Raw genomic sequence first — 22,763 nt, 5'->3', positions numbered from 1 at the left:
TTATGATAGTCTGTCTTGTCATACTTATCATTCTGCTTGTGTGCAAGATACTTATAATGCGAAGATCCGCAAGAGAGATAACAGATGAAATACGGGACAGACTTACTTCCGATACAAATACACCCATAACTATCACTAGCCATGACCGCCGTATGCAGGAACTGGCAATACAGATAAACCGTCAGCTGAAAGATCTGCGCAAGGAGTATCTGCAATATCATCATGGCAATACCGAACTGAAAACCGCGATAACGAACATATCACACGATATACGCACACCCCTGACGGCAATAGCGGGAAATCTCTATATGATCGGCAAGACCGATGATATTTCAGAGATCAGGGAATATATCAGCACCATAGAAGAACGCACAGAGACCATGAAACAACTCACCGAGGAACTGTTCCGCTATTCTGTCATATTATCAGATGAAGGTGAACAGGATACGGAGGAAGTTTATGTGAATCAGGTGCTTGAAGAGAGTATCGGCGGATTTTATCCCGTGCTGACAAAGAGGGGCATAATACCGCAGATAGATATCACAGATATCAGCATAGTCCGTAATATGCGAAGATCAGATCTGGCAAGAGTATTTTCCAATCTGCTCAACAATGCACTGAAATACAGCGACGGCGATCTGGAGATAACGCTTACGGATAAGGGCGAGATCACATTCACAAATACCGCAAAGGATCTGTCAGCGGTGGAGGTAGAACAGCTGTTTGACAGGTTCTATACCGTCGAGGTCGCACGCAACTCAACGGGACTGGGACTTTCCATCGCCCGAACACTTGTGGATCGTATGGGCGGTACTATCACAGCTGACTATGATGAAGATCGGCTGATGATAAAGATCATTCTATAATAATACAACGGCACGGAGAAAGATGAACCGCACCAGTAAAAACGTACAATGACAAAAAGAGCCCGCCCCCCGTCTGATATATAGTCAGTGCTGATAAGTCTGTTATCATCGGTTCGTATAAACATAAACTTCTTCCTTTCACTTTAGCACGCTAATACAAAAGTTGACAAAATTGACACAAATTGACACTGTTCTGTCAACTTTAAAAACCCCTATTTTACGGCGTTTAAACCTTGTTTTTGAGAAAATTGACAATGTTGACAAGGTAAGAGGAGAAATGAAAAAATAGCAGGTAATTTCCAATATATGGTAAATTTACTTTTTTAAAGTATCCTTACTACCCTGTCAATTTTGTCAACTTTCATGTTTTTACCTCTGAAAGCCCTATTTTTCGAGGGTTATAAAGTTGACATCTTCGTGTCAACTTTTGTCAATTTAGTGGTGGGATTGACTTGTATTATCGTTTTTGGCTTGCCTCTGGTGCCGTGTTCCACTATTATCCTGATATAGTTCAGGCTTTCAAGAAGCGACAACGGCTCACTAAGCTCCCCTGCTGATAGTCTGGTGATCTTCCGAAAGTAAACCTGCACAGCTTCCGTCACTTAAATGCAAGCCTGCTTATCAGCTCGGGCGTAGATGTAAAGACCGATCAAAGCGTACTTGGTCACTCTCAGGCAAGTACAACACTTGATATCTATGCCGCAGCCTTTCAAGATCGTGAAGCTCAGGCGCTGGGCGTGGTTGCTGATATCCTCACAGAGGGTAAGCAGAGAAAAGCAGAATAATGTATCAAATTTAATACATTTCAACAGAGCAGGCTTTGATCGGTCAGCTCTGTTTTTATGTGATTTGGAATATTTCAGGAAACATCAATTATTTTATAAAAAAATGGATAATGACCAAACAATGACCAAAACCCAAAAAAGCAAAATAAAAAAGCCCTGAAACATCGTAGTTTCGGGCTTTTCTTTGGTGCGGCAAACGGGACTTGAACGATAGCCGCTGCCCATTGTAATTGAATGTTATCTCAGCTTATCTGCGGTGTTGCGACGTTTCTGAGGTATGAACTTCAAGTGATTTGAGGTGGTCTCATGCAGTCTTTGGCGGAGATAAAGTCCAAATAAGGTCCGAAGGTTCAAAAATATTCTACAAAAAACTCGGTTATGCCTTCAACATCATGCTGCTGTCTTGGATATGTATGTATCGTTTTTCTTACCGTCGTCATACACATCATCAATCCCAACTGCCATATACCTCACCGATATCCCAAAAATACTCATGTTCCGGATCTTCACGAGCCTTCCAATCGCTTGGAGTTATGTTGATATTTTGTATACCAATCTCTGAATTGTCATCATCGTACTTCATTACACAGTTTATATGTATCACATATGAATTATCTTCAGTTTTAACATCATTGATCTCAACCGAACCCGTCAATCTGCTGACATTTCCACCGCCGAATGTTTTCCCTCCAAATGCATGATTAATTTCTCCATATGATAATATATCAGAACCGATCTTTTCAAAAACATTATTTATATCCGTATTCAGATCGTAAGTATCAAGGGATCTCTGACAGAAATTCTGTTTTATCATTTCGTAGTCTTTGTTTATAAAGCCATTCGCAACATCTTCTGCAAAATCATCCATCTGTTTTCCATATTTTTTATAATCGGTAAGAGGGTTGAATCTTTCAGCTGGAGAACTTTCTGTGCTTTTAAGTTCTTCTGACTCATCATGGATACTGCTAATATCAGATGTACAAGAAGAAAGAAGCGTACACGATAAAACCAGCACTAGCATAAGTTTTATTCTGTACATTATAGATGTCCTCCTAATATCCAAACTGTATTTCCGTCAATTATTATTTTGTGCGTTTTTTCCCTGTCCACATTACAGAATAAATAATTTTAATCGTACCGATCATCTATTATTTAAACACACTGATTGTTTCTATTGGTGCTGTATTTTCATTCCACTCTTCATCAATATCATTATCCTGTAATTCAAAACAAATGCCTGGAAGATCTTTTATTATGTAGATTGTTTCGATATTTTGTCCATCTTCTTCCGGTCTCCCTATGAACTTTTCAACATCACTTAGATAAGAGCCAATACCGACCTTTCCTTTTACTTTACCTTTAAAATCATTATATACCATTATTTGGATCAGTACTTTATCTTTAAACCAGAAAACAATATCAGCTGTGATTATTTTTTTTACATAATTATTATCGGTTGTTTTATATGGTATTTTTTCAGTACGAAGATGTTCAATAATACTATCGTAGTTTGCACCTATACTGTATCTGCCAACACTTTTACCTGGAATTATTTCATAAAAATCCACTTTACCACTCTCCTTGTTGTATAGTAATAAGCTCCTTAAACCCTTTCAAATCATCACCTACATAATAATCGATAAGTTGACCAAATTCAACATTATCCAAACTAGGATCAATGTTAATTATTACAGTTTTATTATCATATGTTATGGTTCTCTGTAAAGAACCACGCAATTGTCCTTTTCCATCCCAAATTCCTTGACGAATCGTTGCTTTATACTGTTTTCGCCAATATGGCAATGTGAATCATATTTTATAAATAACCCACAGATAAAAATTATATCATATTAAAGTATAAAGTGTCAACAGGTTAATTATTTCAGAAAAACCAACATAATACGTTGATCAACTAAGCTCTTTCTCGATGTTATATACAATTCTCCATCGGCATAAATAACAACTTTAGACCGTTCCATATGTGCAAAACATAGAATATTTTAAATTTTTTGTAAAGAGGGGGTGTAAAAACTCGGACATCTTACCCTATACAAGTAGGAGAAAAAAAGATCTGCACATTTGACAATTTCGTACCCTGCTGAATGTTCAATAAATAAAAAGTTTTTAAATATTCTGTAAAACAGGGGTATCAAAACACGTTCATCTTTCCTTATACAAGTGAAAAGGAGGTCGATATATTGAGAGAACTGAAAACAAAATCATGCGAGGAGATCATGACCACGCTCTACAAGCCCACTGTGTTCGCAGTGGAAGGTCTCATATCGCAGGGGCTGTACATTCTTGCAGGGTCACCCAAGGTGGGGAAATCGTGGTTGGCGCTGGAACTTTGCCTTGCAATATCGAAAGGAGAAAAGTTGCTTGATCGTCCGACACGGCAAGGCTCGGCGCTGTATTTTTGTCTCGAGGACAGCTGGCAGAGAATACAATCCAGGCTGTATGAACTGACCGATGAGCCGTCGGAGAAGCTTCACTTTGCTTTGAAAGCAGACACGATAGGCGATGGACTGTGCGAACAGATAGTCAAGTTCAAGTCGGAACATGATGACCTTCGGTTGGTGGTCATCGATACGTTGCAGATGGTGCGGAGCGAAACGGACAGCAGCTACGGCAGCGACTACGCTGAGTTGATACCGCTGAAAACTCTCGCAGAACAGTTGAGCATCAGCATAGTTCTTGTTCATCACCTGCGCAAAGCAGCAGACAGCGATCCGTTCAATATGATCTCGGGGAGCACTGGTCTGAATGGTTGTGTGGACGGTATGCTTGTTCTGAAAAAGGATAAGCGGTGCGGCGGTCAGGCTGTGCTGTACGCGACAGGTCGTGATATTGAAGACAGTGAATTGTCTCTCACAAGGCAAGGTGCACGCTGGGTACTTACAGATGAACGTGAGGACAAGCCGCCAGATACTTTTGTGTTCGCAGTCCATGACATGATGTCGGAGAAAGAAAAGCTGTCAGCAACGGCGACCGAGTTGAGTGCAGAACTTGAAAATCGTTTCGGATTAGTCCTGCCAAGCAACATGGTCAGCAAGAAACTAATGCAGCACGGATATGAACTTCGGGGCTATGGTGTGAGCTTTGAGATAAAACGCAGCCACGGAAAACGTTGGTTGGAACTGTCTTATGACCGTGCGGGTGACAGCAGTGACGGCAGGTTGCTGTACCCCGAGAGCTGCTGTCCAGCCGGCACCCGAAGTGTCGAAAAGCCTTTAGATACGTTGTCTGAGCAGGGTGACGGCTCAGCTGTGGGTGACGGCAAAGGTCGTGAGGGTGACGGTTCAGGCAGTGAGTATGTTCTCATCAACGGCAAGCGTGTACCTGTTGTGAGAATGTCATTCGAGGATATTGTACGCAGAAGTGCTGCAAGATTACGGCAAAAAATCTACGAAGAGCGAGGCGATATAGTACCCGACAAATATCGCCTGTCGGGTGGTTACTCCACCACGCCAACAAAACGCCACACAAGCGATTTGTGCGCGGCTGTGAGCGATATTGTTGCGGAATAGTATGATTTGATATTTACACGTATCGTATTATTCGGGCAGATATATCAGGAGGAAACGATGTGCAGGTTAAAGTGCGGCGTCAATTCGCCGCAAATCTCACAGCGGACGGCAACGCCGACCGCATTCTACGGGGGTTTTGGCGTATCGGTAATTGGCGTCAATCCCGCAAATTTCAGAAAAGTGTGGTGTCAATATTTCAAAAATCGCGAGATAAGCGCGTAGGTACGCGGGTTTTGCGTGGCGTCAAGCCCTGAATTTCAAATAGAAAGGAAGATCTAAAATGAACAGCAGATTTATCACAAGACAAAATGTATGAGACATCAAGGAGTGTGATATTTGAATGGCTGAAACAAAAATTACAATGCTGACAATAAAAGAAGCTGCTGCACTTGTGGACGGACTAACGGAGTACCGTGTGCGTGAGATGTGCAGGTCGGGTGAACTGCCTTGCTTCAAAGCGGGCAAAAAGTATCTGATAAACAAAGAGATACTGCACAAATATCTGAGCGGTGAGTTAGTGGTTCGGTAGAAAAATATGTTGCAGTAATTAACGTTCGTCTGTCGGCTGGCAATCCCGTAAGTCTTGTGATATGGTGTTGTTGCCGACAGGCAAATATAAATCGAAAGGATGAAACACATGGCGTACATTGAAAAACGAAAAAACAAGAAAGGCGAAGTTACATCATACCGCATTCGTGCGTACTGCGGTTATGATGTTCACGGAAAGCAGATGGTGAGGTTCAAGAGTTGGAAACCGCCTGAAAATATGTCTGCAAAACAGGCAGATAAAGAGATACAGCGCATTGCGATACTGTTCGAGGAGGAGTGCGCACATGGTCAGGTGACTGCGGCTGTCAAGTTCCAGAAAGTCATTGAGATGTGGGCGACCGAGTATGCTGAACTCAACCACCGCAGTACGACTTTACAACGTGAACATCTCATTGCAGACAGGGTCATCCCTGCGCTTGGACATCTGCGCATCGACAAGATAACTGCTCGGGACATTCAGAAATTCATAAACTCTCTTGCAAAGCCCGGTGCTAACAAACGTAACGAAAAACCGTTGTCGCAAAAGACAATGCGACATCATTTATCTTTCATCTCATCCATATTCGAGTATGCGATAAGACTGGACATGGTTAGTGCAAATCCGTGTTCAAAAGTCATCATACCTAAGGTCGATGCAAGCGGCAAAGCGTACAAGAAATCTGAAAAGCACATCTACACAAAAGAACAGGCACGTGAGTTCATGAAGATTCTTCGTGAAGCGCCGATGAAATACAAGGTGTTTTTTACGCTGGCGATATACACAGGTTGCAGACGTGGTGAACTGCTTGGTATCGAGTGGAAGAATATAGATTTTGAAAACGGAACGGTGATGATCGATCATACTTCAAACTACACTGCTGACAAAGGCATCTACTCCGATGCGACCAAAACGGAGAAGTCAACGCGGCTTGTAGATCTTCCGACTGCTGTCATCGGTCTGCTGAAAGCTTACAAACACGATCAGGACAGCTACAAAGCAAATCTCGGAGACAAGTGGCAGGAACACGACCGCCTGTTCACCAAATGGGATGGTCAGCCTATGCACCCGAACACGCCTTACACCTGGTTGATGCGGGAGTGTGAACGCAGGAATTTCCCATTCTATGGTTTGCACAGCTTCAGACATTTCTTCGCATCGGTCGAAATCGAAGCAGGAGTTGACCCAACCACGGTGGCGGCGATGTTAGGTCACAGCACACCTGTGACTACGATGTCTACTTACAGTCATTACTTCGCAGAAAGCAAGCGTCGAGCGAGCAATATCATGGCGGAGGTCATTGAGGGGAAAGAAGCAGGATAACGCACCAAGAAAATTCGGCGGGAGCTCTATACACAGGGCTCCCGCCAAAACTTTTTCCCAATAAGGTCCAAAATAAAGTCCAAACCTAGTTTTCAGGCATGAAAAAACCTCGCAAACGCCGTGTTTACGAGGTTTTGGTTTGGTGCGGCAAACGGGACTTGAACCCGTACGTCTAGGACACACGCCCCTCAAACGTGCCTGTCTGCCAGTTCCAGCACTGCCGCATTTATTTCTTATCTTTGAGGGAACTGAATTTCACACATTCAGCTTAATTATTATATCATGTAGGAAAGCAAATGTCAAGCATTTTTCAAAAAAAAACATTATTATATTCGTTTTTATATACCACATATTATTTTTTATATACTAAAATTCAAGCTATTAGTGTGACCTTTCCTGCGATATCCCGTGAGGCTCATGTTTTTCAGGCTAATATCGATACTCACCTACCTGTTGTCGAAAGGAAGTCCGTCAGCATATAATACAACGGAAGAAATTTTATGCCGGTGCATCATCCCGCGCAAAACGGGAATAATATCCACAGAGATCTTATCCACAAGGAGTGTTTTTATATGACCGTTCACAGAGGTGACATTTATTACGCTGACCTCAGCCCCGTTGTAGGCTCGGAACAGGGCGGGCTTCGTCCTGTGCTTATCGTGCAGAACGATATCGGCAACCGCCATTCGCCCACGGTTATAGCAGCGGCGATAACCAGCAGACAGGATAAAGCCCGTCTGCCTACACATATCACCCTGGGTACAGGGTGCGGACTTTCGCGGGATTCGGTAGTGCTTTTAGAGCAGATACGCACCCTCGATAAGCGTCGGCTTCGTGAGAAGATGGGACAACTTGACAAGGGCGCTATGTCAGCTGTTGATTCCGCACTGTCAGTGAGTTTCGGACTGGGCGGATAGCATTTTACACAAAGCCATCGTGATGACATTGTTCGTCTTCATGATTTTTCTTTTAACTCAGACATATTTCTGCAAGAGTTGTACAAAAACGTACAACTTTTCAATAGTTTTCGCTGATAGTGAAAAACGTTTTTCATTATCACCGTGCCCGATACCGTATCCCCATCGGTCGGGTGCAAAAAGTTTTTTATCACGAAAGGAACAGAAATATGACTATACTGAAAGAACAACTCATAGGCATGGGCGAAGATACCGCTGTATGCCGAATGGCGTTTGCCGTCGACAGCGCCGAGGAAATCCCCTATCTCGGGGCTTCGATCCCCAGGACTATCGCACCCGGTTCAACCGTGTGGGATATCTCCACAGGTGAATACTATGGCATGAACTCCCAAGGGGTATGGATAAACCAGTCCACAGGCGAACCTGTGATACCGCCCGACACCGATAAGGGCTAAAGGCAGTATCCGAAAGCCTGTAATGCAAGACAAAGCACTTCCGTCAAGCAGGACAGAAGTGCCTTGTTTTATCAGTTATCTGCAAATACTTTCAATATCTCTTCAACACCCGCCAGACAGCGTGAATAATCATCGATAAAGGCATCGTGATTGCTCAGAATATAGTCCGTATCACCGTCTCTTGCGGCAAATTCCAGAGCCTTCGCTTTCTCCGACAGCATCTGCGCACCTATTGTCAGTGAAGCGCTCTTAACTGCATGGACGTTCACTCTGTAATCCTCCCATCGCTTTTCGATAAAAGCTGCTTTTATGGGAATGACCTTGTCGGCTTCCAGATAACCGTCAAGAGTGTCCAGATAGAACTCCCTTGAATCCATACAATACCCCAGCCCGACAGCAGGGTTGACGTAAGCGTTCAGTGAACTCATCTTCTGAAGCTCTTTCAGGGTAAAGCTGTCCTCATCGGCTTTTCCATCGTGCTTCGCTGCGTCTTTCGTGACTGTGGTGACCTTCTCCTCAGGCAGATACTTCTTCAGGGTCTTCTCAAGCAGTTCACTGTCGATGGGCTTTGTAAGGTAATCGTCAAATCCCTCACGGATATACATATCCCTCGCACCTACGACTGCATTGGCCGTCAGGGCGATAAAGGCGGCGTCCGTATCGCGCATACCCTCATCACAGACACGTTTCAGGGTCTCTATGCCGTCCATGCCTGGCATCATATGATCAAGGAATACAATGTCATACTGCTTCTCACGTATCAGTGAAAGCGCCATATAACCTGACAATGCAGTCTCGGGGACAATGCCGTACATTTTCAGCAGACTCACAGCCACCTTGATATTCATCTCATTGTCATCTACCACCAGCACCTCGGCGTCGGGTGCGTAGATATGGGTATCGGATTCATTCTCCTTTACCGTGCTCCTGCGGATATTGTCACCCATAGGCTCATGGTCGGATATCTTCTGAGGCAGACTGAACCAGAAAGTGCTTCCCACACCGTATATGCTCTCTACATGGAGCTCGCTGTCCATCATTCCCAGCAGTTTGGTGACTATCGCCATGCCAAGTCCTGTGCCCTCGATGCTCCTGTTGCGCTGTTCGTCAAGCCGCCTGAAAGATTCAAACAGTGCCCCCATATCCTCTTCCCTGATGCCTATTCCCGTATCACCTACTTCAACATACAGCGTGATATCGTCATCCTGAACAGATTCGCTGCGCACCGTAAGAGTTACACTTCCCTTTTCCGTGTACTTCACAGCGTTGGTCAGCAGGTTGGATATCACCTGCTTTATGCGCATATCATCACCTATCAGTTTTGAAGGGAGCTCGGCATCCGCATTGACTATGAGCTTCAGTTCCTTGTCAGCCGCCCTTGCCGCCACCGATGTTACAAGGTCGTTTATCATTGAAGCCGTAGAGTAGGTAACAGGGATTATCTCCATCTTGCCGTCCTCTATCTTCGAGAAATCCAGTATACTGTTTATCAGCGAGAGCAGTGTCCGTCCCGCACTCTGTATATTCAGTGCGTATTCTTTTATGCTGTTATCACTGCATTCCCGCAGTATCATCTCATTCATGCCGAGGACTGCGTTTATCGGCGTCCTTATCTCATGAGACATCTGTGCTAAGAAAGTGCTCTTTGCTTCGTCCGCCGCGATAGCCGATTCAGCTGATTCTTTCAGCTGATGGTTAGCCCTGTTCTGCAAAGCTATCAGATGATGCATCAGGATATACACCGTGATCGTGCAGCCCAGCAGTACCACAACGCATATAGCGCCGTACACAAGCACACTGCCGTAAACGCTCCGCACGTTCCTCATAACATACACCGTGAAACCCGATTCTGTCTGGGTGCTTGCTATGGCAACACGAAGTTTTCCGTCGTAATCGGATATTATCGAAACGTTGCTGCCGTCGGGTTCAGCCGAAACATAGGGCAGTTCTGCCACATTGGTGATATTGTCCCCATTCAGCCTGTAACTGCCGTAGGGGTGGCTGATTATAGTACCCTCCTTATCGGTGATGAAAGCATAGCCGTTACCCGAATAGCTTGTGCCAAGCAGATCCACCAGCTTATCCATATAAAAATCTATGCCGAAGCTGCCGATATATCTGCCTGTATGGGCATCGTAAACTTTTTTTGCAAAAGTCACGCAGTATACACCTGTCTGCTCATCAAAATACGGAGCTGATATGCACCAGCCTTTCTCTGATCCTGCAAGGTCTCTGTACCATTCCCTGTCCTCAACGTGCCAGCTGTCATCGGGCTCCCAGCCGTTGTTCATTATAACAGGATGTTCCCATTCGGGATTGACAATATAGCTCACCGAGATATCACTGTACTGCGAGGTTATATCGTCCAGCCGCTTTACCGCCCTGTCGTAGTCATCAACAAGCGAGGGCTCGGCGGATACCATGGAACAGAACATATCCAGCACGCTTTTCTCGGCACTGACCCAGGATGAAAGCTTCTGCGAATAGCCGTCAAGCTCCTCCCTCATCTGTGATTTTCCCCATCTCAGGGTAGAGATCGTATTCACATACATACTCATGACGAAAACCAGCATAAGAGCGACTATTATCAGCCGCCTGAAATGAGCATCGATCGTCAGCCCCTTGCTTCTGTCACGCCTGCGCTTTTCGGTGTTCTCCTTTTTTACTATACTGTTATAGGAAACTATCTTTCCTATCATGTCACCAAGCTTATGCCCGCTCTCGCGGATGATCTCGAACTCTCTCTCATGACCCGCTGAGTTCTTCAGATTTTCCGAATTTGCCGCGGATATTATTTTGTGCAGAGGTTCCTGCAAACCCGCTGTCAGGCTTTTCAGGAAGACCTCATTGTGTTCCAGCATCTTGCGGGAGCGCTGCGCCGAACGTGCGGTATTGATGTACATCACTGCCAGCATTATGAACACTGCCAGCGATATGCCTATCATCACCAGCATCTGCATATACGAATTGCGGTACAGCGACCAGTTATCCTCGCTGACGATAAGGTACCATCCGAATCCCGATCTTACCGCAAACAGGTTCTGCCCCTTCTGCCTTAAGTGCACGGAACCGTCGCTTCCTTTAGCAAGTGAGAATATGCCTCCGTATTCGGGCATTTCTTCCATAATTTCACAGCCCACATGGGATTCATCGGTACAGCCTGCGATTACGCCCTTTTCAGTGACTATCACAGCTTCTTTTTCGCCATCGGCATACATCTTCGAGATATGCCGCCTGATATCCTGCATGGTGTAATCCATAGCCACAACAGTCTCGCCGTCTGCCAGCATTACTGATACCGTATAGCAGATATCCCCTGTAGCCGCATCAATGTACGGGTCGGTAACGTAGGCTCTTCCCCCGCTGCGCAGAGCGCCCTTGTACCAGCTTCTCTCATTTACATCATAATCGGCAGGAGCGTCAAAATCCGGTATGATATACCAGCCATTTCCCGCAATATATACATTATAGCAAACGCCATCGGTCTCAGGACGTATCTCATTCTTATATTCCCTCACCAGCTTTTCCAGCTTTGCACGGTCGTCAATATCGTTCTGTGCCGTCACAGCGAAGCGCATAGCCTTGCTGCGGACATCGTTTACTGTCTGTTCAAGCTCACGGCTGACTATCTCCAGTCTGCTGCTGCCTGTTTCATCAGCCTGCTGTGAATTCACAGTGAAGACCAGAGTTATCTCCGATATCATAGCTATCACCAGAAGCACCACAGCTATCAGGAACGCAAATGTCGCACTGTTTTTTTTTCAACGCTCTCACCACCTTTTGCTTATAATTATCTCCATTTAATTATATCACATCTTCCTCATGCTTTCAAGTCCTTTTTAAGGGACAGAGTGAGAAATAACAGCTAGCAAATAGTGTAAAATGGATAATGGAAAATTAAGGTATCCGCATTATTTGACGTCTGGGGAAATAATAAACAATTCGCGGCATAGCGTGTTGTGAAAAGCGGATAAATATCGGGGATATACTTTACAATCGTGGAAAAAATATGATATAATAAACAAAATAAATATCAATCGAAAGGAGTGTATTTATGACACGCTGGGGTATAATCGGCACAGGAAAAATAGCACGAACATTTGCGGCTGCACTGAAAGAACAAAACAGTTCTGTGACTGCGGCAGTAGCTTCAAGAACTCTTGAAAACGCACAGAGCTTTGCTGAGGAATTCGGCTTTGAAAAGGCTTACGGAAGCTATGAGGAACTTGCACGAGATGAAAGCATAGACATCGTATATATAGCAACACCCATGCACAAACACTACGAGGACACGCTGTTATGCCTTGAAAACGGCAGGAACGTCCTGTGCGAAAAAAGTATCGCACTGAACACAAAGCAGGCTGAGGAAATGTTCGCAAAAGCCGAAGAAAAAGGACTTTTCCTTATGGAAGCCATGTGGATGAAGATGCGTCCCGCCTACCTTAAAGTTAAGCAGTGGATAAAAGAGGGGCGAATAGGCGAAATCCGCTACATCAAGGCGGATTTCAACAACTTTATCCCCTTTGATAAAAACGACAGGCTCTTCAAGCCCGAATGCGGCGGTGCTCTGCTTGACCTCGGTGTGTACCCTATCACCTTTGCTGTGGCACTTATGGGCGAACCCGCTTCCATCGAGACCCACGCCCACATCAGCGGCGGTATCGACCTTTCAAACAGTGTGACTCTGCTATATCCCAACGGCGCATACGCATCTACCACATCGGGATTTGAGATACAGAACCGCAACAACGCCGTTATCGCAGGAGATAAGGGCAGTATCACCATGGGCGACTGGTTCTTCTGCTCCCCCGAATGTACACTGTACGATGCCGAAAGCAGACAGATAGAGGACAGGCTATTCCCACCCGAGATAAACGGCTACGAATACGAGATAAGAGAAGCCGAGAAATGTCTTGCCGAGGGACTGAAAACCAGCAAAGCCGTCCCACCCGAAGACACCCTCAGCATCATGCGCATAATGGACGAATGCAGAAAAACGTGGGGACTGAAATTCCCCCAGGAAGTCTAGCCAATTCATAATTCACAATTCATAATTCATAATTGTTGACAGGGCGGATAGTGTGTTTTGTTATCGTAAGTAAACATCAAGAATACGTTCCAACTCTGACAATTTTAAGAACACAAAAATGCGCTTACCGCAATTCCGCGATAAGCGCACATTTTTTATTAGCTATATTTTCAGTATCATAGATACTATCTTCATCACAATCCTTTGACCCCCGTCACACGATACTTATCTTCACCGCGAACCTATAATAGGCGGAAACGACCTGCCCAGCCGAGGGCAATTATGAATTGTGAATTATGAATTGATAGAAGTGAATTACTGAACCATGAGCTTGCATACCAGGTTTGCAAACTCAACTGGATCATCGATGGAGAGACCCTCTATCAGCAATGCCTGATCGTACAGCAGCTTGGTGTAATCTTTCAGGGTATCCTTGTCCTCAGCGTACAGCTTCTGCAGCTTGCCGAATATCTCGTGATTGGGGTTGATCTCCAGCGCCTTGTCTGCCTTTACACGGTTAGCGTCATTCTGGGGCATTGCGTTGAGTACCTTCTCCATCTCGATAGATATCATACCGCCGTCACTTGAAAGGCATACAGGGTGAGATTTCAGCTTCTTGGAAAGGCGTACCTTGTTAACCTTGTCAGCGATAGTCTCCTGCATGAAGGCGAACATATCCTTGTTCTCCTCGTCCAGCTTCTTGACTTCTTCCTTCTCCTCCTCGGTGTCGAGATCAACATCGGCATCGCTGATGGACTTGAATGCCTTGCCGTCATAGTTCAGCATTACCTTCAGGCAGAAGTCGTCAACGTCCTGTGTCATGTAGAGAACCTCATAGCCCATGTCCTTGATCTTCTCGATCTGGGGCAGCTTGTCTATACGCTCCTTGGTCTCGCCGCAGGCATAGTAGATGTACTTCTGATCTTCTTTCATTCTGGAAACGTACTCTTTCAGAGTTACGCTCTTGCCGTCCTCAAAGGTAGACTTGAACAGAAGCAGGTCTTTCAGGGTATCTATCGCAGCGCCATAGCTCTGGTAAATTCCGAACTTGAACTGGAGACCGAACACCTCAAAGAACTTCTCGTACTTCTCACGGTCATTCTTCAGCAGCTTTGCAAGCTCGTTCTTTATGGACTTCTCAACGTTCTTTGCGATTATCTTGACCTGTCTGTCCTGCTGCAGCATCTCACGGGAAATGTTCAGCGAAAGGTCTTCACTGTCAACAACACCCTTTACAAAGCTGAACCAGTCAGGCAGAAGGTCTGCACACTTATCCATTATCAGCACGCCGCTGGAGAACAGCTGGAGACCCTTTTCGTAATCCTTGGAATAGTAATCGAAAGGCGCCTTTGAAGGAATGTACAGCAGAGCATCATAGGTAGCTATGCCCTCGTTCTTGGAATGTATGTGAGCGATAGGCTCCTGATAATCAAGGAACTTCTCAGAATAGAACTTGTTGTAATCCTCCTCAGTCAGCTCGCTCTTGTTCTTCTTCCAGATAGGTGTCATGCTGTTGAGGGTCTCTGTCTCGATGGTGGTGGTAGGCTCTTCACCCTCCTCGGCATAGTTTGAATGCTCAACATCCATCTTTATGGGGAAACGGATATAGTCGGAATACTTCTTGACCAGCTGCTGTATGCGCCATGTCTCGCAGTACTCTGAATACTTCTCGTCCTCGGTATCCTCTTTCAGCACCATAGTGATGACAGTGCCCGCAGTCTCCTTCTCAGCAGGCTCGATGGTGTAGCCGTCAACTCCGTTGGACTTCCACAGATATGCCTTGTCACTGCCATAAGCCTTTGTCAGCACGCGAACTTCCTTAGCCACCATGAAAGTGGAATAGAAACCTACGCCGAACTGTCCGATGATATCAACGTCCTCACCAAGATCGTTGTCTGTCTTGAATGCAAGAGAGCCTGACTGTGCGATAGTACCCAGATTGTTCTCCAGCTCTTCCTCTGTCATACCGATACCGTTATCCTCGACAGTAAGGGTCTTTGCTTCCTTGTCAGCCTTTATCTGTATAGCAAAATCGTCCTTGTTGAGACCTACGCTCGTATCGGTCAGGGACTTGAAATACAGCTTGTCGATAGCATCGCTGGCATTGGAGATTATCTCTCTCAGGAATATCTCCTTGTGAGTATAGATGGAGTTTATCATCATATCCAGAAGTCTTTTGGACTCCGCTTTGAACTGCTTGGTTTCCATTATATTTCCTCTCCTTAAAATTTATTACAAACATTTTAGCACTCAGTGTATCCGAGTGCTAAATATATTATACCTCATATACATGAAAATGCAAGAGGTTACACAAAATATCTTTTATTTATTTACAATTTATAAACAAACCATCGCAATGGTGTTGTCAACCGAACAACAAACTGCCACTCAAAAGGTGAGAACAAAAAAATACGAACATATACCAAAGTATACGACCGTATATTTTGGTACGTGTATATACACCGCCCCATTAATTTAGTATCACACTTTACCGAATACTTTACTTTTGTACGATTATGTGATATACTGAATTTATATATCCAAAAAGGAGCTGACATCTATTTGAACAACGAAGTCATCTACATACAGAATAACAGCGGTGAGAAATACAGCTCGCTGAAGATCGACTGCCTGAAACTCGGCGTCATGCTGATACTGTACAGGCTATTTCTTTCCATGATGAGCATATTGGGCGTTATAGTGACCTGCCGTGTGCTTTCGGGGGAATTCCATTCCTACAATGGCGCGGTAGATCTTCTGAAAAGTGATTATGCGGACAAAATATCCACCTCGACCTACTCCATGCTTATGAATACAACGCTGACAACGTCCTCGCTGATACTGACCCTGCTTTTCGGCTGGATAGTGCTGGGATTCAGCTTCCGAGGTTATCTTAAGCCCTCGGTCAACGGAGCAAAAACAGGCTTGAGATACTTCCCCGCCTGCTTTGTGATGAATATAGTCATGTCAGCCATAGTGGCAATATTCGTGAATTTCATGGATCAGGCAGGCGTTACCATACCCGAAGCCGATTTTTCCATAGATAAGCCATCAACAGCGGCTGTAGCACTTCAATTCCTGTATATAGCCATTATGGCACCGCTTATCGAAGAGATAGTCTACCGCGGAATGATACTGAGTGCCCTTTCAAAGTACGGCGAATTTCCTGCCATTTTCTTTTCAGCACTTTGCTTCGGTCTGATGCATGGAAATATCCCCCAGGCAGTAGCGGCTTTCGGCACAGGACTTATGTACGCCTGCATTGCGGTCAGCTGTAATTCGATAATGCCGTCACTGGTGATACACTCGCTGAATAATATCGTCGTGAGCTTCTCCACACTCGGCAAGGCTATGGGATTTGCCTATACTTCCACCGTCAGCAGTATCATGCAGATACTTGCCGCAGTTATCGGATTCTACGTACTGCTGACCAGAGCCAGCGCTTTCAGCACCGCTGACGGTCAGACATCCCGCGAGAAGAAGAAGGTAATGATCACCATTTTCACCAGACCCGCAGTCATCTTATATCTGGTCATACTGATAATAAGAATAGCTGACGGCCTGATAGAAAGCAACGCCGCGTAAAGCACTGAAAGCTCCACGCGGCGTTCTGCCGTTTTTTGATATCTCTTTACCCTTACAACCATTTTTTCTTCTTGAAAAATATAAGGCTGATGATAACTATAAGTACGCTGACCGCGATCACTATCGGGTATGATGCTTTGTATCCCAGTTCGGGCATATATTTAAAGTTCATACCGTACCAGCCCGCGATAAGGGTCAGGGGCATGAAGATAGATGTTATCACTGTCAGGATAGTCATTATCCTGTTCTGCTTCACTTCAAGTCTGGATTGATAAAGGTCACGTATCTGTATAGAATAGTCACGCAGAGAAGCGGTCATATCATGCAGGCGCGATATGCGCTGATTGAACAGGTGGAAATATCTGACGTTATCCTTTATAAAGAAATTGTTCTCATTTTCTTCCAGTTCCTGTGCAAGATCCTGAAGCTGTTCGTAATGTATACGCATATCCCTGAGGTCGCTTCTTATACGGCTGACTCTCAGTGATGGATCAGTTTCCGAACCCTCAAGTATCCTCGATTCGATGGTATCAAGTTCCTTGTCCAGGGTTTCAAGTACCGCCTGATCTCCCGTTACTATCTGTTCAAGAAAATCATAAATGAATCTTTCAAGGCTTGGCAGTACCCATTTTTTGGTACGGATAATGTTCTGCAATATTTTTTCCACCATGCCGCTGTCATCTATGAAAACTATACCTTTCTCATCAAGTGCAAAGGCAAAATTCGTTTTCGGCCCAGAGATGCATTTGCGGTCAGGCACAGAAAATGTACCCGTCAGCGAATCGTAGTTCACCTCAGCCTTTGTGGTGTGTACCGAAGTAAGATCAATATCCATTTCTATACCCATATCGAAAGTATCCTTATATTCTGCCCATTCCGCAGAAGTAAGCACCGCCACATATTTAGCCCCTTGTCTGCCGCTTGTGGTATCTTCCGCTTTTTCAAGAGTGTTTTTGATATAGTATAACATTTTGCTGTCCTCCGGTACGATAAATTACAGCGAACCGAAAATGATAATCGTTCGCCGTAAATATATTATAACACTTTATTCCAAAAAAATCAACAAAAATTTTCTGCCCCGAAGTCTTTTTTCAGACCTCGCGGCAGATTTTTTACATTATTATCTCCGACTGGAAATACTGTTCCTGAAAGTGTATCTTTTCCGCTATTTCCTCTTTGCTGAATGTTTTATCCATCGGGCAGACCACCCATTTTTCTTCAACATCATCAGCCCTGTGAACGACAGCTATGATCTTACCCGTAAATTTTTCAACAGGTTCATCAACGCCTAAAATGTAAGCATCCTGTTCTTCGCCGTCGGGGGCGATGATGCCCTCGATATATCCGTAGTTTATCGGATAATACATATCCTTATACTCGGGGTGATAACTGCCGAGGGGTCTGTCAACTGTGACGGTAACAATATCTCCTATCATTCTGCACCTCCGCAACAAGAAATGCCACAGCATTTCCGAAAGTGTATCGGAAATACCGTGGCTGAATGGTTCATATCAATCTCTTCTGAAAAGGTCTCTTGTGTAAACTTTCTCACGCACATCATCAAGACAGCTGTCATATCTGTTGGCAATGATAGCCGCAGATTCAGACTTGAACTTGTCAAGGTCATTCACGACCTGACTTCCAAAGAATGTCTCGCCGTCTTTAAGGGTGGGTTCGTAGATTATAACTGTTGCACCCTTAGCCTTGATACGCTTCATAACGCCCTGAATTGAAGACTGACGGAAATTATCACTGTTGGATTTCATGGTAAGTCTGTAAACACCGATGACCACGTTCTTTTCGCTGGTGGAATCCCACGAACTGTTTGAAGAGTAGTATCCTGCCTTTTCAAGCACTCTGTCCGCAATGAAATCCTTTCTCGTGCGATTGGATTCAACGATAGCAGACATCATATTCTGTGGAACATCTTCGTAGTTTGCAAGCAGCTGCTTTGTATCCTTCGGCAGACAGTATCCGCCGTAGCCGAAGCTGGGATTGTTATAATGACTCCCTATTCTCGGGTCAAGGCAGACACCGCTGATTATCTGCTGTGTGTCAAGACCTTTCATTTCGGCATAGGTGTCGAGTTCGTTGAAATAAGAAACTCTGAGTGCGAGGTAAGTATTGGCGAACAGCTTTACAGCTTCTGCCTCGGTGAAGCCCATAAACAGAGTGTCGATATCCTCTTTTATTGCGCCCTGCTGAAGAAGTTCCGCAAAGGTATGTGCGGCTTTTACAAGTTTTTCGTCCTCTGTATCGGTACCGACAATGATACGGCTGGGATAGAGGTTATCGTACAAAGCCTTGCTTTCACGCAGAAATTCGGGGCTGAAAATTATGTTTTTCGTATCGAACTTCTCGCGCACGCTCTTGGTATATCCAACGGGTATGGTGGATTTTATTACCATTATCGCATCGGGATTTACTTTCTGTACCAGTCCGATAACCGCTTCCACCGCACTGCAATCGAAGAAATTTTTCTTCGGGTCGTAGTTGGTGGGGGCTGCGATTATAACAAATTCAGCGTCCTTGTATGCGCTCTCACCGTCAAGAGTTGCTGTGAGGTCGAGTTCTTTTTCGGCAAGATATTTCTCTATGTAATCGTCCTGAATGGGTGATATTTTACTGTTTATCATGTCCACCTTTTCGGGTACGATGTCAACAGCGGTAACAGAATTATGCTGTGCCAGCAATACAGCCAGCGACAAACCCACATATCCTGTACCCGCAACTGCGATCTTCATATTACTTTCCTCCCATATAGAAATTCTTGTACCATTCCGCAAAACGGCGCAGACCTGTGCGCAGGTCGATGGTCGGTTTGAAACCGAAATCGCGCTCAAGTGCGGTGCTGTCCGCGTAAGTCACGGGAACATCTCCCGGCTGCATCGGTACAAGTTCCTTGTGCGCATCAAAATCATAATCCTCGGGCAGTACCCCTGCGCGGACAAGTTCCTCGCTGAGTATCTGTACGAAATCCAGCAGATTTTCGGGAGTGCCGCCGCCGATATTGTACAGCGCATAAGGCGGTACAGGCAGACCGTCCTCTCCGTTTTTCTTCTCGGGGGCTTTCTGCATAACACGAACTATGCCCTCAACGATATCGTCAACAAAAGTGAAATCGCGCTTGCAGTTGCCGTAGTTGAATATCTTTATTGTTTCACCGTTCACAAGCTTGTTGGTGAATCCGAAATACGCCATATCGGGACGACCCGCAGGGCCGTAAACGGTAAAGAAACGAAGGCCCGTTGTTGGGATATTGTACAGCTTTGAATATGCGTGGGCAAAAAGTTCGTTGCTCTTTTTGGTAGCCGCATACAGTGAAACAGGGTGGTCTACCATATCATCGGTGCTGAATGGAACTTTCTTGTTTCCGCCGTAAACGCTGGAAGAACTTGCATAAACAAGATGCTCAACAGGGTTGTGACGGCAGGCTTCTAGGATATTGTAGAATCCGATCATATTGGAATTTATGTAAGCATCGGGGTTCTCGATGGAATATCTCACACCCGCCTGTGCCGCAAGATTCACAACTATCTCGGGCTTGTGTTCTTCAAATATCTTCGTGATGAGTGCCTTGTCGGCAAGGTCGCCTTTATAGAATTTAAAAGTGCACTTGCTGTTCTTTTCAGCCTTTTCTATCTCTGCTATGCGGTACTCTTTCAGGCTTACATCGTAGTAATCGTTCATATTGTCAAGCCCGATGATACATACACCATCAAGCATACCGAACAGCTTTGTTACCAGATTCGAGCCGATAAATCCCGCCGCACCTGTAACAAAAACATTTTTTATATTATTGTCAAACATTTATATGACCACCCGATTATTTAATTTCTTTCAGATATCTTGCTACTGCGTCCTGCCATGCGGGCAGAGGCTCAAAGCCGTTTTCTGCAAGCTTGGACTTGTCAAGTCTGCTGTTGAAAGGACGCGCCGCCTTGGAAAGTCCGTACTCCGCAGTTGTCACTGGGGTGACTTTCGTATCATAACCCGCCTGTCTGAATATCTCGCAGGTGAAGTCGTACCAGCTTATATATCCGCCCTCGTTGGTAGCATGGTAGTATCCGTACTTATCGCTTTCAGCCATATCAACGAGAAGTCTTGCAAGGTCAAAGGTGTAGGTGGGTGTACCTATCTGGTCGTTTACCACACGTACCTCTGGATACTTTTTGCCCACATTCAGCATGGTCTTGATGAAGTTATTTCCGTTAACGCCGAATACCCATGCTATCCTGATGATGAAATATTTTTCAAGGGTGTTGGCTACCGCAAGTTCGCCGTCAAGCTTCGACTGTCCGTAAACATTCAGGGGTGCGTAGTCCTTGCAGTCGGGCTGCCAGGGAGTTTCGCCCTGTCCGTCGAAAACATAATCGGTGGATATCTGTATCATCTTGCAGTCCAGCTTTTTGCAGACATTTGCGATATTCTGCGGGCCGTCAACATTTATCGCCCGTACTTTCGGGAGATTTTCCTCATCCTCTGCCGCGTCAACAGCAGTCCATGCGGCACAGTGTATCACAGCATCGGGTCTTACTTCCGTGAGTGTTTTTTCGACTGCTTCTTTGTCGGTGATGTCAAGCTTTCTGTACTCAACATCCTGTTCAACACTGTCGAAAATATCCGAGCCCACAGCCTCATGACCGCGCTTTTTCAGTTCATTTATAACATCATAACCGAGTTGACCGCCAATACCAGTTACAAATATTTTCATATAAATCCTCCAGATGAAGTATTCTGTTTATCGCCGCAAACAGCTTGTCCCTGAGAAGATCGATAACTATGCATACAGCAAAAAGTGCTATCGAGTATACGATTATCGAAGAGATGACAACAGGCTGACTGTTGTGGGTCTCCATGAATTTCTTTACGGGATAAAAAACTACTGCCGGGTTTACCGTTATAAGATATACGGCAAGCACATATTTTGATATCCTGCTCGAAAATTCCGATATCGGTCCGTATGAATCCCAGATAATAAACAGCAGGCAAAGTGCCACAGCGCCCAGCACGATAAGCGGGTCGTTGTAGCTGTAAATATACCACGAAAGGGTGGAATGTGAGCGTCTGTACATCACAAAAGCCGCAAAGGCAACAGCCGCCGAAGTCACAAGATATATCCCCAGATATAGAAGCTTGCTTTTTGGAAGCTTTTCCATGTTCTTTCTGCACAGCATACCCACAAAGTACATATACAGTCCGTGCAAGAATGTATGACCTCTGCCGATGCCGTCCCAGTCGAAAACAAAACCGTAGATCACTGCCACCACGCTAAGCGTTATCAGCAGTTTTTTCTGCTTTTCAGCGTCAAGTGAATCTATAAATTCATTGACGAAGGGCGCAAGGATACAAAGCAGAAAATATGCGCCCATGAACCAGTACGTCGATATCGGGAACGCCACATTCACCAGATATCTCAGCGATTGCCCCGACATCAGCGTGAACTGTTTTGTAAATAGCATGACAAGGTACCAGATGAACAAGTAGAACACCATCTCAACGTACAGCAGTACGATCTTTTTTGATTTCAGTTTTATTGAGTAATAACCGCTGATGAAAAAAAACGCATTAACGGCTATGATGCAGAACGAGTTCAGCAAAAACAGTGAAAAAGGAAATTGATCGGGTCTTACGTTGCCCGATCCGAGGGCTTTGAGATCTAATGTATGAACGATGATATGATGTGCAGTAATCATTATCATCAGTATACAACGAAGCAAGTCAGTTGAATAATTGCGCTTCGCGGACAT

The 22,763-nt window shown here is 45.0% G+C and carries 19 protein-coding genes and 1 tRNA gene; 9 read left to right on the top strand and 11 right to left on the bottom strand.

Annotated elements, in window-relative coordinates:
- Positions 1–2: 2 nt before the first annotated feature.
- On the top strand, positions 3–866 hold the full coding sequence (locus tag N773_RS0115330) for a sensor histidine kinase (protein ID WP_024858612.1): 864 nt from the start codon (positions 3–5) through the stop codon (positions 864–866).
- 584 nt (positions 867–1,450) lie between these two features.
- Entirely contained in the window at positions 1,451–1,651 is a 201-nt protein-coding gene (locus N773_RS21900; protein ID WP_080678401.1) for a tyrosine-type recombinase/integrase, read from the top strand.
- Between the two features lie 448 nt (positions 1,652–2,099).
- On the opposite strand, the gene N773_RS0115325 is transcribed toward N773_RS21900, so the two are convergent.
- Positions 2,100–2,690 carry a DUF5104 domain-containing protein gene (locus tag N773_RS0115325; protein ID WP_024858611.1) on the bottom strand — a complete coding sequence of 197 codons (591 nt, stop codon included), beginning with the start codon at positions 2,688–2,690 and terminating at the stop codon, positions 2,100–2,102.
- Between the two features lie 109 nt (positions 2,691–2,799).
- Positions 2,800–3,219: a hypothetical protein gene (locus N773_RS0115320; RefSeq protein WP_013497277.1), complete on the bottom strand. Its 420-nt coding sequence runs from the start codon at positions 3,217–3,219 to the stop codon at positions 2,800–2,802.
- Positions 3,220–3,849: 630 nt separating this feature from the next.
- Here N773_RS0115320 and N773_RS20345 point away from each other — a divergent pair.
- The 3 genes from N773_RS20345 (at position 3,850) to N773_RS0115295 (ending at position 7,027) form a co-directional block, all read left to right on the top strand.
- Complete coding sequence (locus N773_RS20345) at positions 3,850–5,178, top strand: AAA family ATPase (protein ID WP_242840401.1); 1,329 nt, start codon at positions 3,850–3,852, stop codon at positions 5,176–5,178.
- 340 nt (positions 5,179–5,518) lie between these two features.
- Positions 5,519–5,707, top strand: coding sequence for a helix-turn-helix domain-containing protein (locus tag N773_RS0115300; RefSeq protein ID WP_024858608.1), 189 nt, complete (start codon positions 5,519–5,521; stop codon positions 5,705–5,707).
- A 108-nt stretch (positions 5,708–5,815) separates the two neighbouring features.
- Positions 5,816–7,027 (top strand): tyrosine-type recombinase/integrase, encoded by a 1,212-nt coding sequence (locus tag N773_RS0115295; protein ID WP_024858607.1) that lies wholly within the window; start codon positions 5,816–5,818, stop codon positions 7,025–7,027.
- A 140-nt stretch (positions 7,028–7,167) separates the two neighbouring features.
- Here N773_RS0115295 and N773_RS0115290 read toward each other — a convergent pair.
- A tRNA-Leu gene (locus N773_RS0115290) sits at positions 7,168–7,251 on the bottom strand.
- Between the two features lie 348 nt (positions 7,252–7,599).
- Here N773_RS0115290 and N773_RS0115285 point away from each other — a divergent pair.
- Positions 7,600–7,944: a type II toxin-antitoxin system PemK/MazF family toxin gene (locus N773_RS0115285; RefSeq protein ID WP_024858606.1), complete on the top strand. Its 345-nt coding sequence runs from the start codon at positions 7,600–7,602 to the stop codon at positions 7,942–7,944.
- Between the two features lie 209 nt (positions 7,945–8,153).
- A complete protein-coding gene (locus tag N773_RS0115280) occupies positions 8,154–8,399 on the top strand; it encodes a hypothetical protein (protein ID WP_024858605.1) in 246 nt (81 codons plus the stop codon).
- 71 nt (positions 8,400–8,470) lie between these two features.
- Here N773_RS0115280 and N773_RS0115275 read toward each other — a convergent pair whose 3' ends face one another.
- Positions 8,471–12,121 (bottom strand): hybrid sensor histidine kinase/response regulator, encoded by a 3,651-nt coding sequence (locus N773_RS0115275; protein ID WP_242840400.1) that lies wholly within the window; start codon positions 12,119–12,121, stop codon positions 8,471–8,473.
- A gap of 332 nt (positions 12,122–12,453) precedes the next feature.
- Between N773_RS0115275 and N773_RS0115270 the strand changes: the two genes are divergently transcribed.
- Positions 12,454–13,428, top strand: a complete 975-nt coding sequence (locus N773_RS0115270; protein ID WP_024858603.1) for a Gfo/Idh/MocA family protein — start codon at positions 12,454–12,456, stop codon at positions 13,426–13,428.
- A 315-nt stretch (positions 13,429–13,743) separates the two neighbouring features.
- Here the strand turns inward: N773_RS0115270 and htpG are convergent, their stop codons facing one another.
- Positions 13,744–15,636 (bottom strand): molecular chaperone HtpG, encoded by a 1,893-nt coding sequence (htpG, locus tag N773_RS0115265; protein WP_024858602.1) that lies wholly within the window; start codon positions 15,634–15,636, stop codon positions 13,744–13,746.
- A gap of 354 nt (positions 15,637–15,990) precedes the next feature.
- Here htpG and N773_RS0115260 point away from each other — a divergent pair, with 354 nt between their 5' ends.
- On the top strand, positions 15,991–17,013 hold the full coding sequence (locus N773_RS0115260) for a CPBP family intramembrane glutamic endopeptidase (protein WP_024858601.1): 1,023 nt from the start codon (positions 15,991–15,993) through the stop codon (positions 17,011–17,013).
- 52 nt (positions 17,014–17,065) lie between these two features.
- Here the strand turns inward: N773_RS0115260 and N773_RS0115255 are convergent, their stop codons facing one another.
- The 6 genes from N773_RS0115255 to N773_RS0115230 all read right to left on the bottom strand — a co-directional run bounded on the left by N773_RS0115255 (position 17,066) and on the right by N773_RS0115230 (position 22,763).
- Positions 17,066–17,983 carry a magnesium transporter CorA family protein gene (locus tag N773_RS0115255; RefSeq protein WP_024858600.1) on the bottom strand — a complete coding sequence of 306 codons (918 nt, stop codon included), beginning with the start codon at positions 17,981–17,983 and terminating at the stop codon, positions 17,066–17,068.
- Positions 17,984–18,125: 142 nt separating this feature from the next.
- Positions 18,126–18,449, bottom strand: a complete 324-nt coding sequence (locus tag N773_RS0115250) for an inorganic diphosphatase (protein ID WP_024858599.1) — start codon at positions 18,447–18,449, stop codon at positions 18,126–18,128.
- 75 nt (positions 18,450–18,524) lie between these two features.
- Complete coding sequence (locus N773_RS0115245; RefSeq protein ID WP_024858598.1) at positions 18,525–19,757, bottom strand: nucleotide sugar dehydrogenase; 1,233 nt, start codon at positions 19,755–19,757, stop codon at positions 18,525–18,527.
- 1 nt (position 19,758) lies between these two features.
- On the bottom strand, positions 19,759–20,823 hold the full coding sequence (locus N773_RS0115240; RefSeq protein WP_024858597.1) for an NAD-dependent epimerase/dehydratase family protein: 1,065 nt from the start codon (positions 20,821–20,823) through the stop codon (positions 19,759–19,761).
- 16 nt (positions 20,824–20,839) lie between these two features.
- The gene (gene rfbD, locus N773_RS0115235; RefSeq protein WP_024858596.1) at positions 20,840–21,727 is read right to left on the bottom strand and encodes a dTDP-4-dehydrorhamnose reductase; all 888 of its coding nucleotides are present in this window, start codon (positions 21,725–21,727) and stop codon (positions 20,840–20,842) included.
- Positions 21,684–22,763, bottom strand: coding sequence for an acyltransferase family protein (locus tag N773_RS0115230; RefSeq protein ID WP_024858595.1), 1,080 nt, complete (start codon positions 22,761–22,763; stop codon positions 21,684–21,686). The genes rfbD and N773_RS0115230 overlap by 44 nt, the downstream gene beginning before the upstream one ends.

It is taken from the genome of Ruminococcus albus AD2013, from assembly GCF_000526775.1.
Taxonomy (GTDB): Bacteria; Bacillota; Clostridia; order Oscillospirales; family Ruminococcaceae; genus Hominimerdicola; species Hominimerdicola alba_A.
This window is presented reverse-complemented; position numbering and strand designations above follow the sequence as displayed.

Coding starts and splice junctions, on each gene's coding strand:
- N773_RS0115330 (WP_024858612.1), top strand. CDS start 3: ATGATAGTCTGTCTTGTCATACTTATCATTCTGCTTGTGTGCAAGATA.
- N773_RS0115325 (WP_024858611.1), bottom strand. CDS start 2,690: ATGTACAGAATAAAACTTATGCTAGTGCTGGTTTTATCGTGTACGCTT.
- N773_RS0115300 (WP_024858608.1), top strand. CDS start 5,519: ATGGCTGAAACAAAAATTACAATGCTGACAATAAAAGAAGCTGCTGCA.
- N773_RS0115295 (WP_024858607.1), top strand. CDS start 5,816: ATGGCGTACATTGAAAAACGAAAAAACAAGAAAGGCGAAGTTACATCA.
- N773_RS0115285 (WP_024858606.1), top strand. CDS start 7,600: ATGACCGTTCACAGAGGTGACATTTATTACGCTGACCTCAGCCCCGTT.
- N773_RS0115280 (WP_024858605.1), top strand. CDS start 8,154: ATGACTATACTGAAAGAACAACTCATAGGCATGGGCGAAGATACCGCT.
- N773_RS0115270 (WP_024858603.1), top strand. CDS start 12,454: ATGACACGCTGGGGTATAATCGGCACAGGAAAAATAGCACGAACATTT.
- htpG (WP_024858602.1), bottom strand. CDS start 15,636: ATGGAAACCAAGCAGTTCAAAGCGGAGTCCAAAAGACTTCTGGATATG.
- N773_RS0115255 (WP_024858600.1), bottom strand. CDS start 17,983: ATGTTATACTATATCAAAAACACTCTTGAAAAAGCGGAAGATACCACA.
- N773_RS0115250 (WP_024858599.1), bottom strand. CDS start 18,449: ATGATAGGAGATATTGTTACCGTCACAGTTGACAGACCCCTCGGCAGT.
- N773_RS0115245 (WP_024858598.1), bottom strand. CDS start 19,757: ATGAAGATCGCAGTTGCGGGTACAGGATATGTGGGTTTGTCGCTGGCT.
- N773_RS0115240 (WP_024858597.1), bottom strand. CDS start 20,823: ATGTTTGACAATAATATAAAAAATGTTTTTGTTACAGGTGCGGCGGGA.
- rfbD (WP_024858596.1), bottom strand. CDS start 21,727: ATGAAAATATTTGTAACTGGTATTGGCGGTCAACTCGGTTATGATGTT.
- N773_RS0115230 (WP_024858595.1), bottom strand. CDS start 22,763: ATGTCCGCGAAGCGCAATTATTCAACTGACTTGCTTCGTTGTATACTG.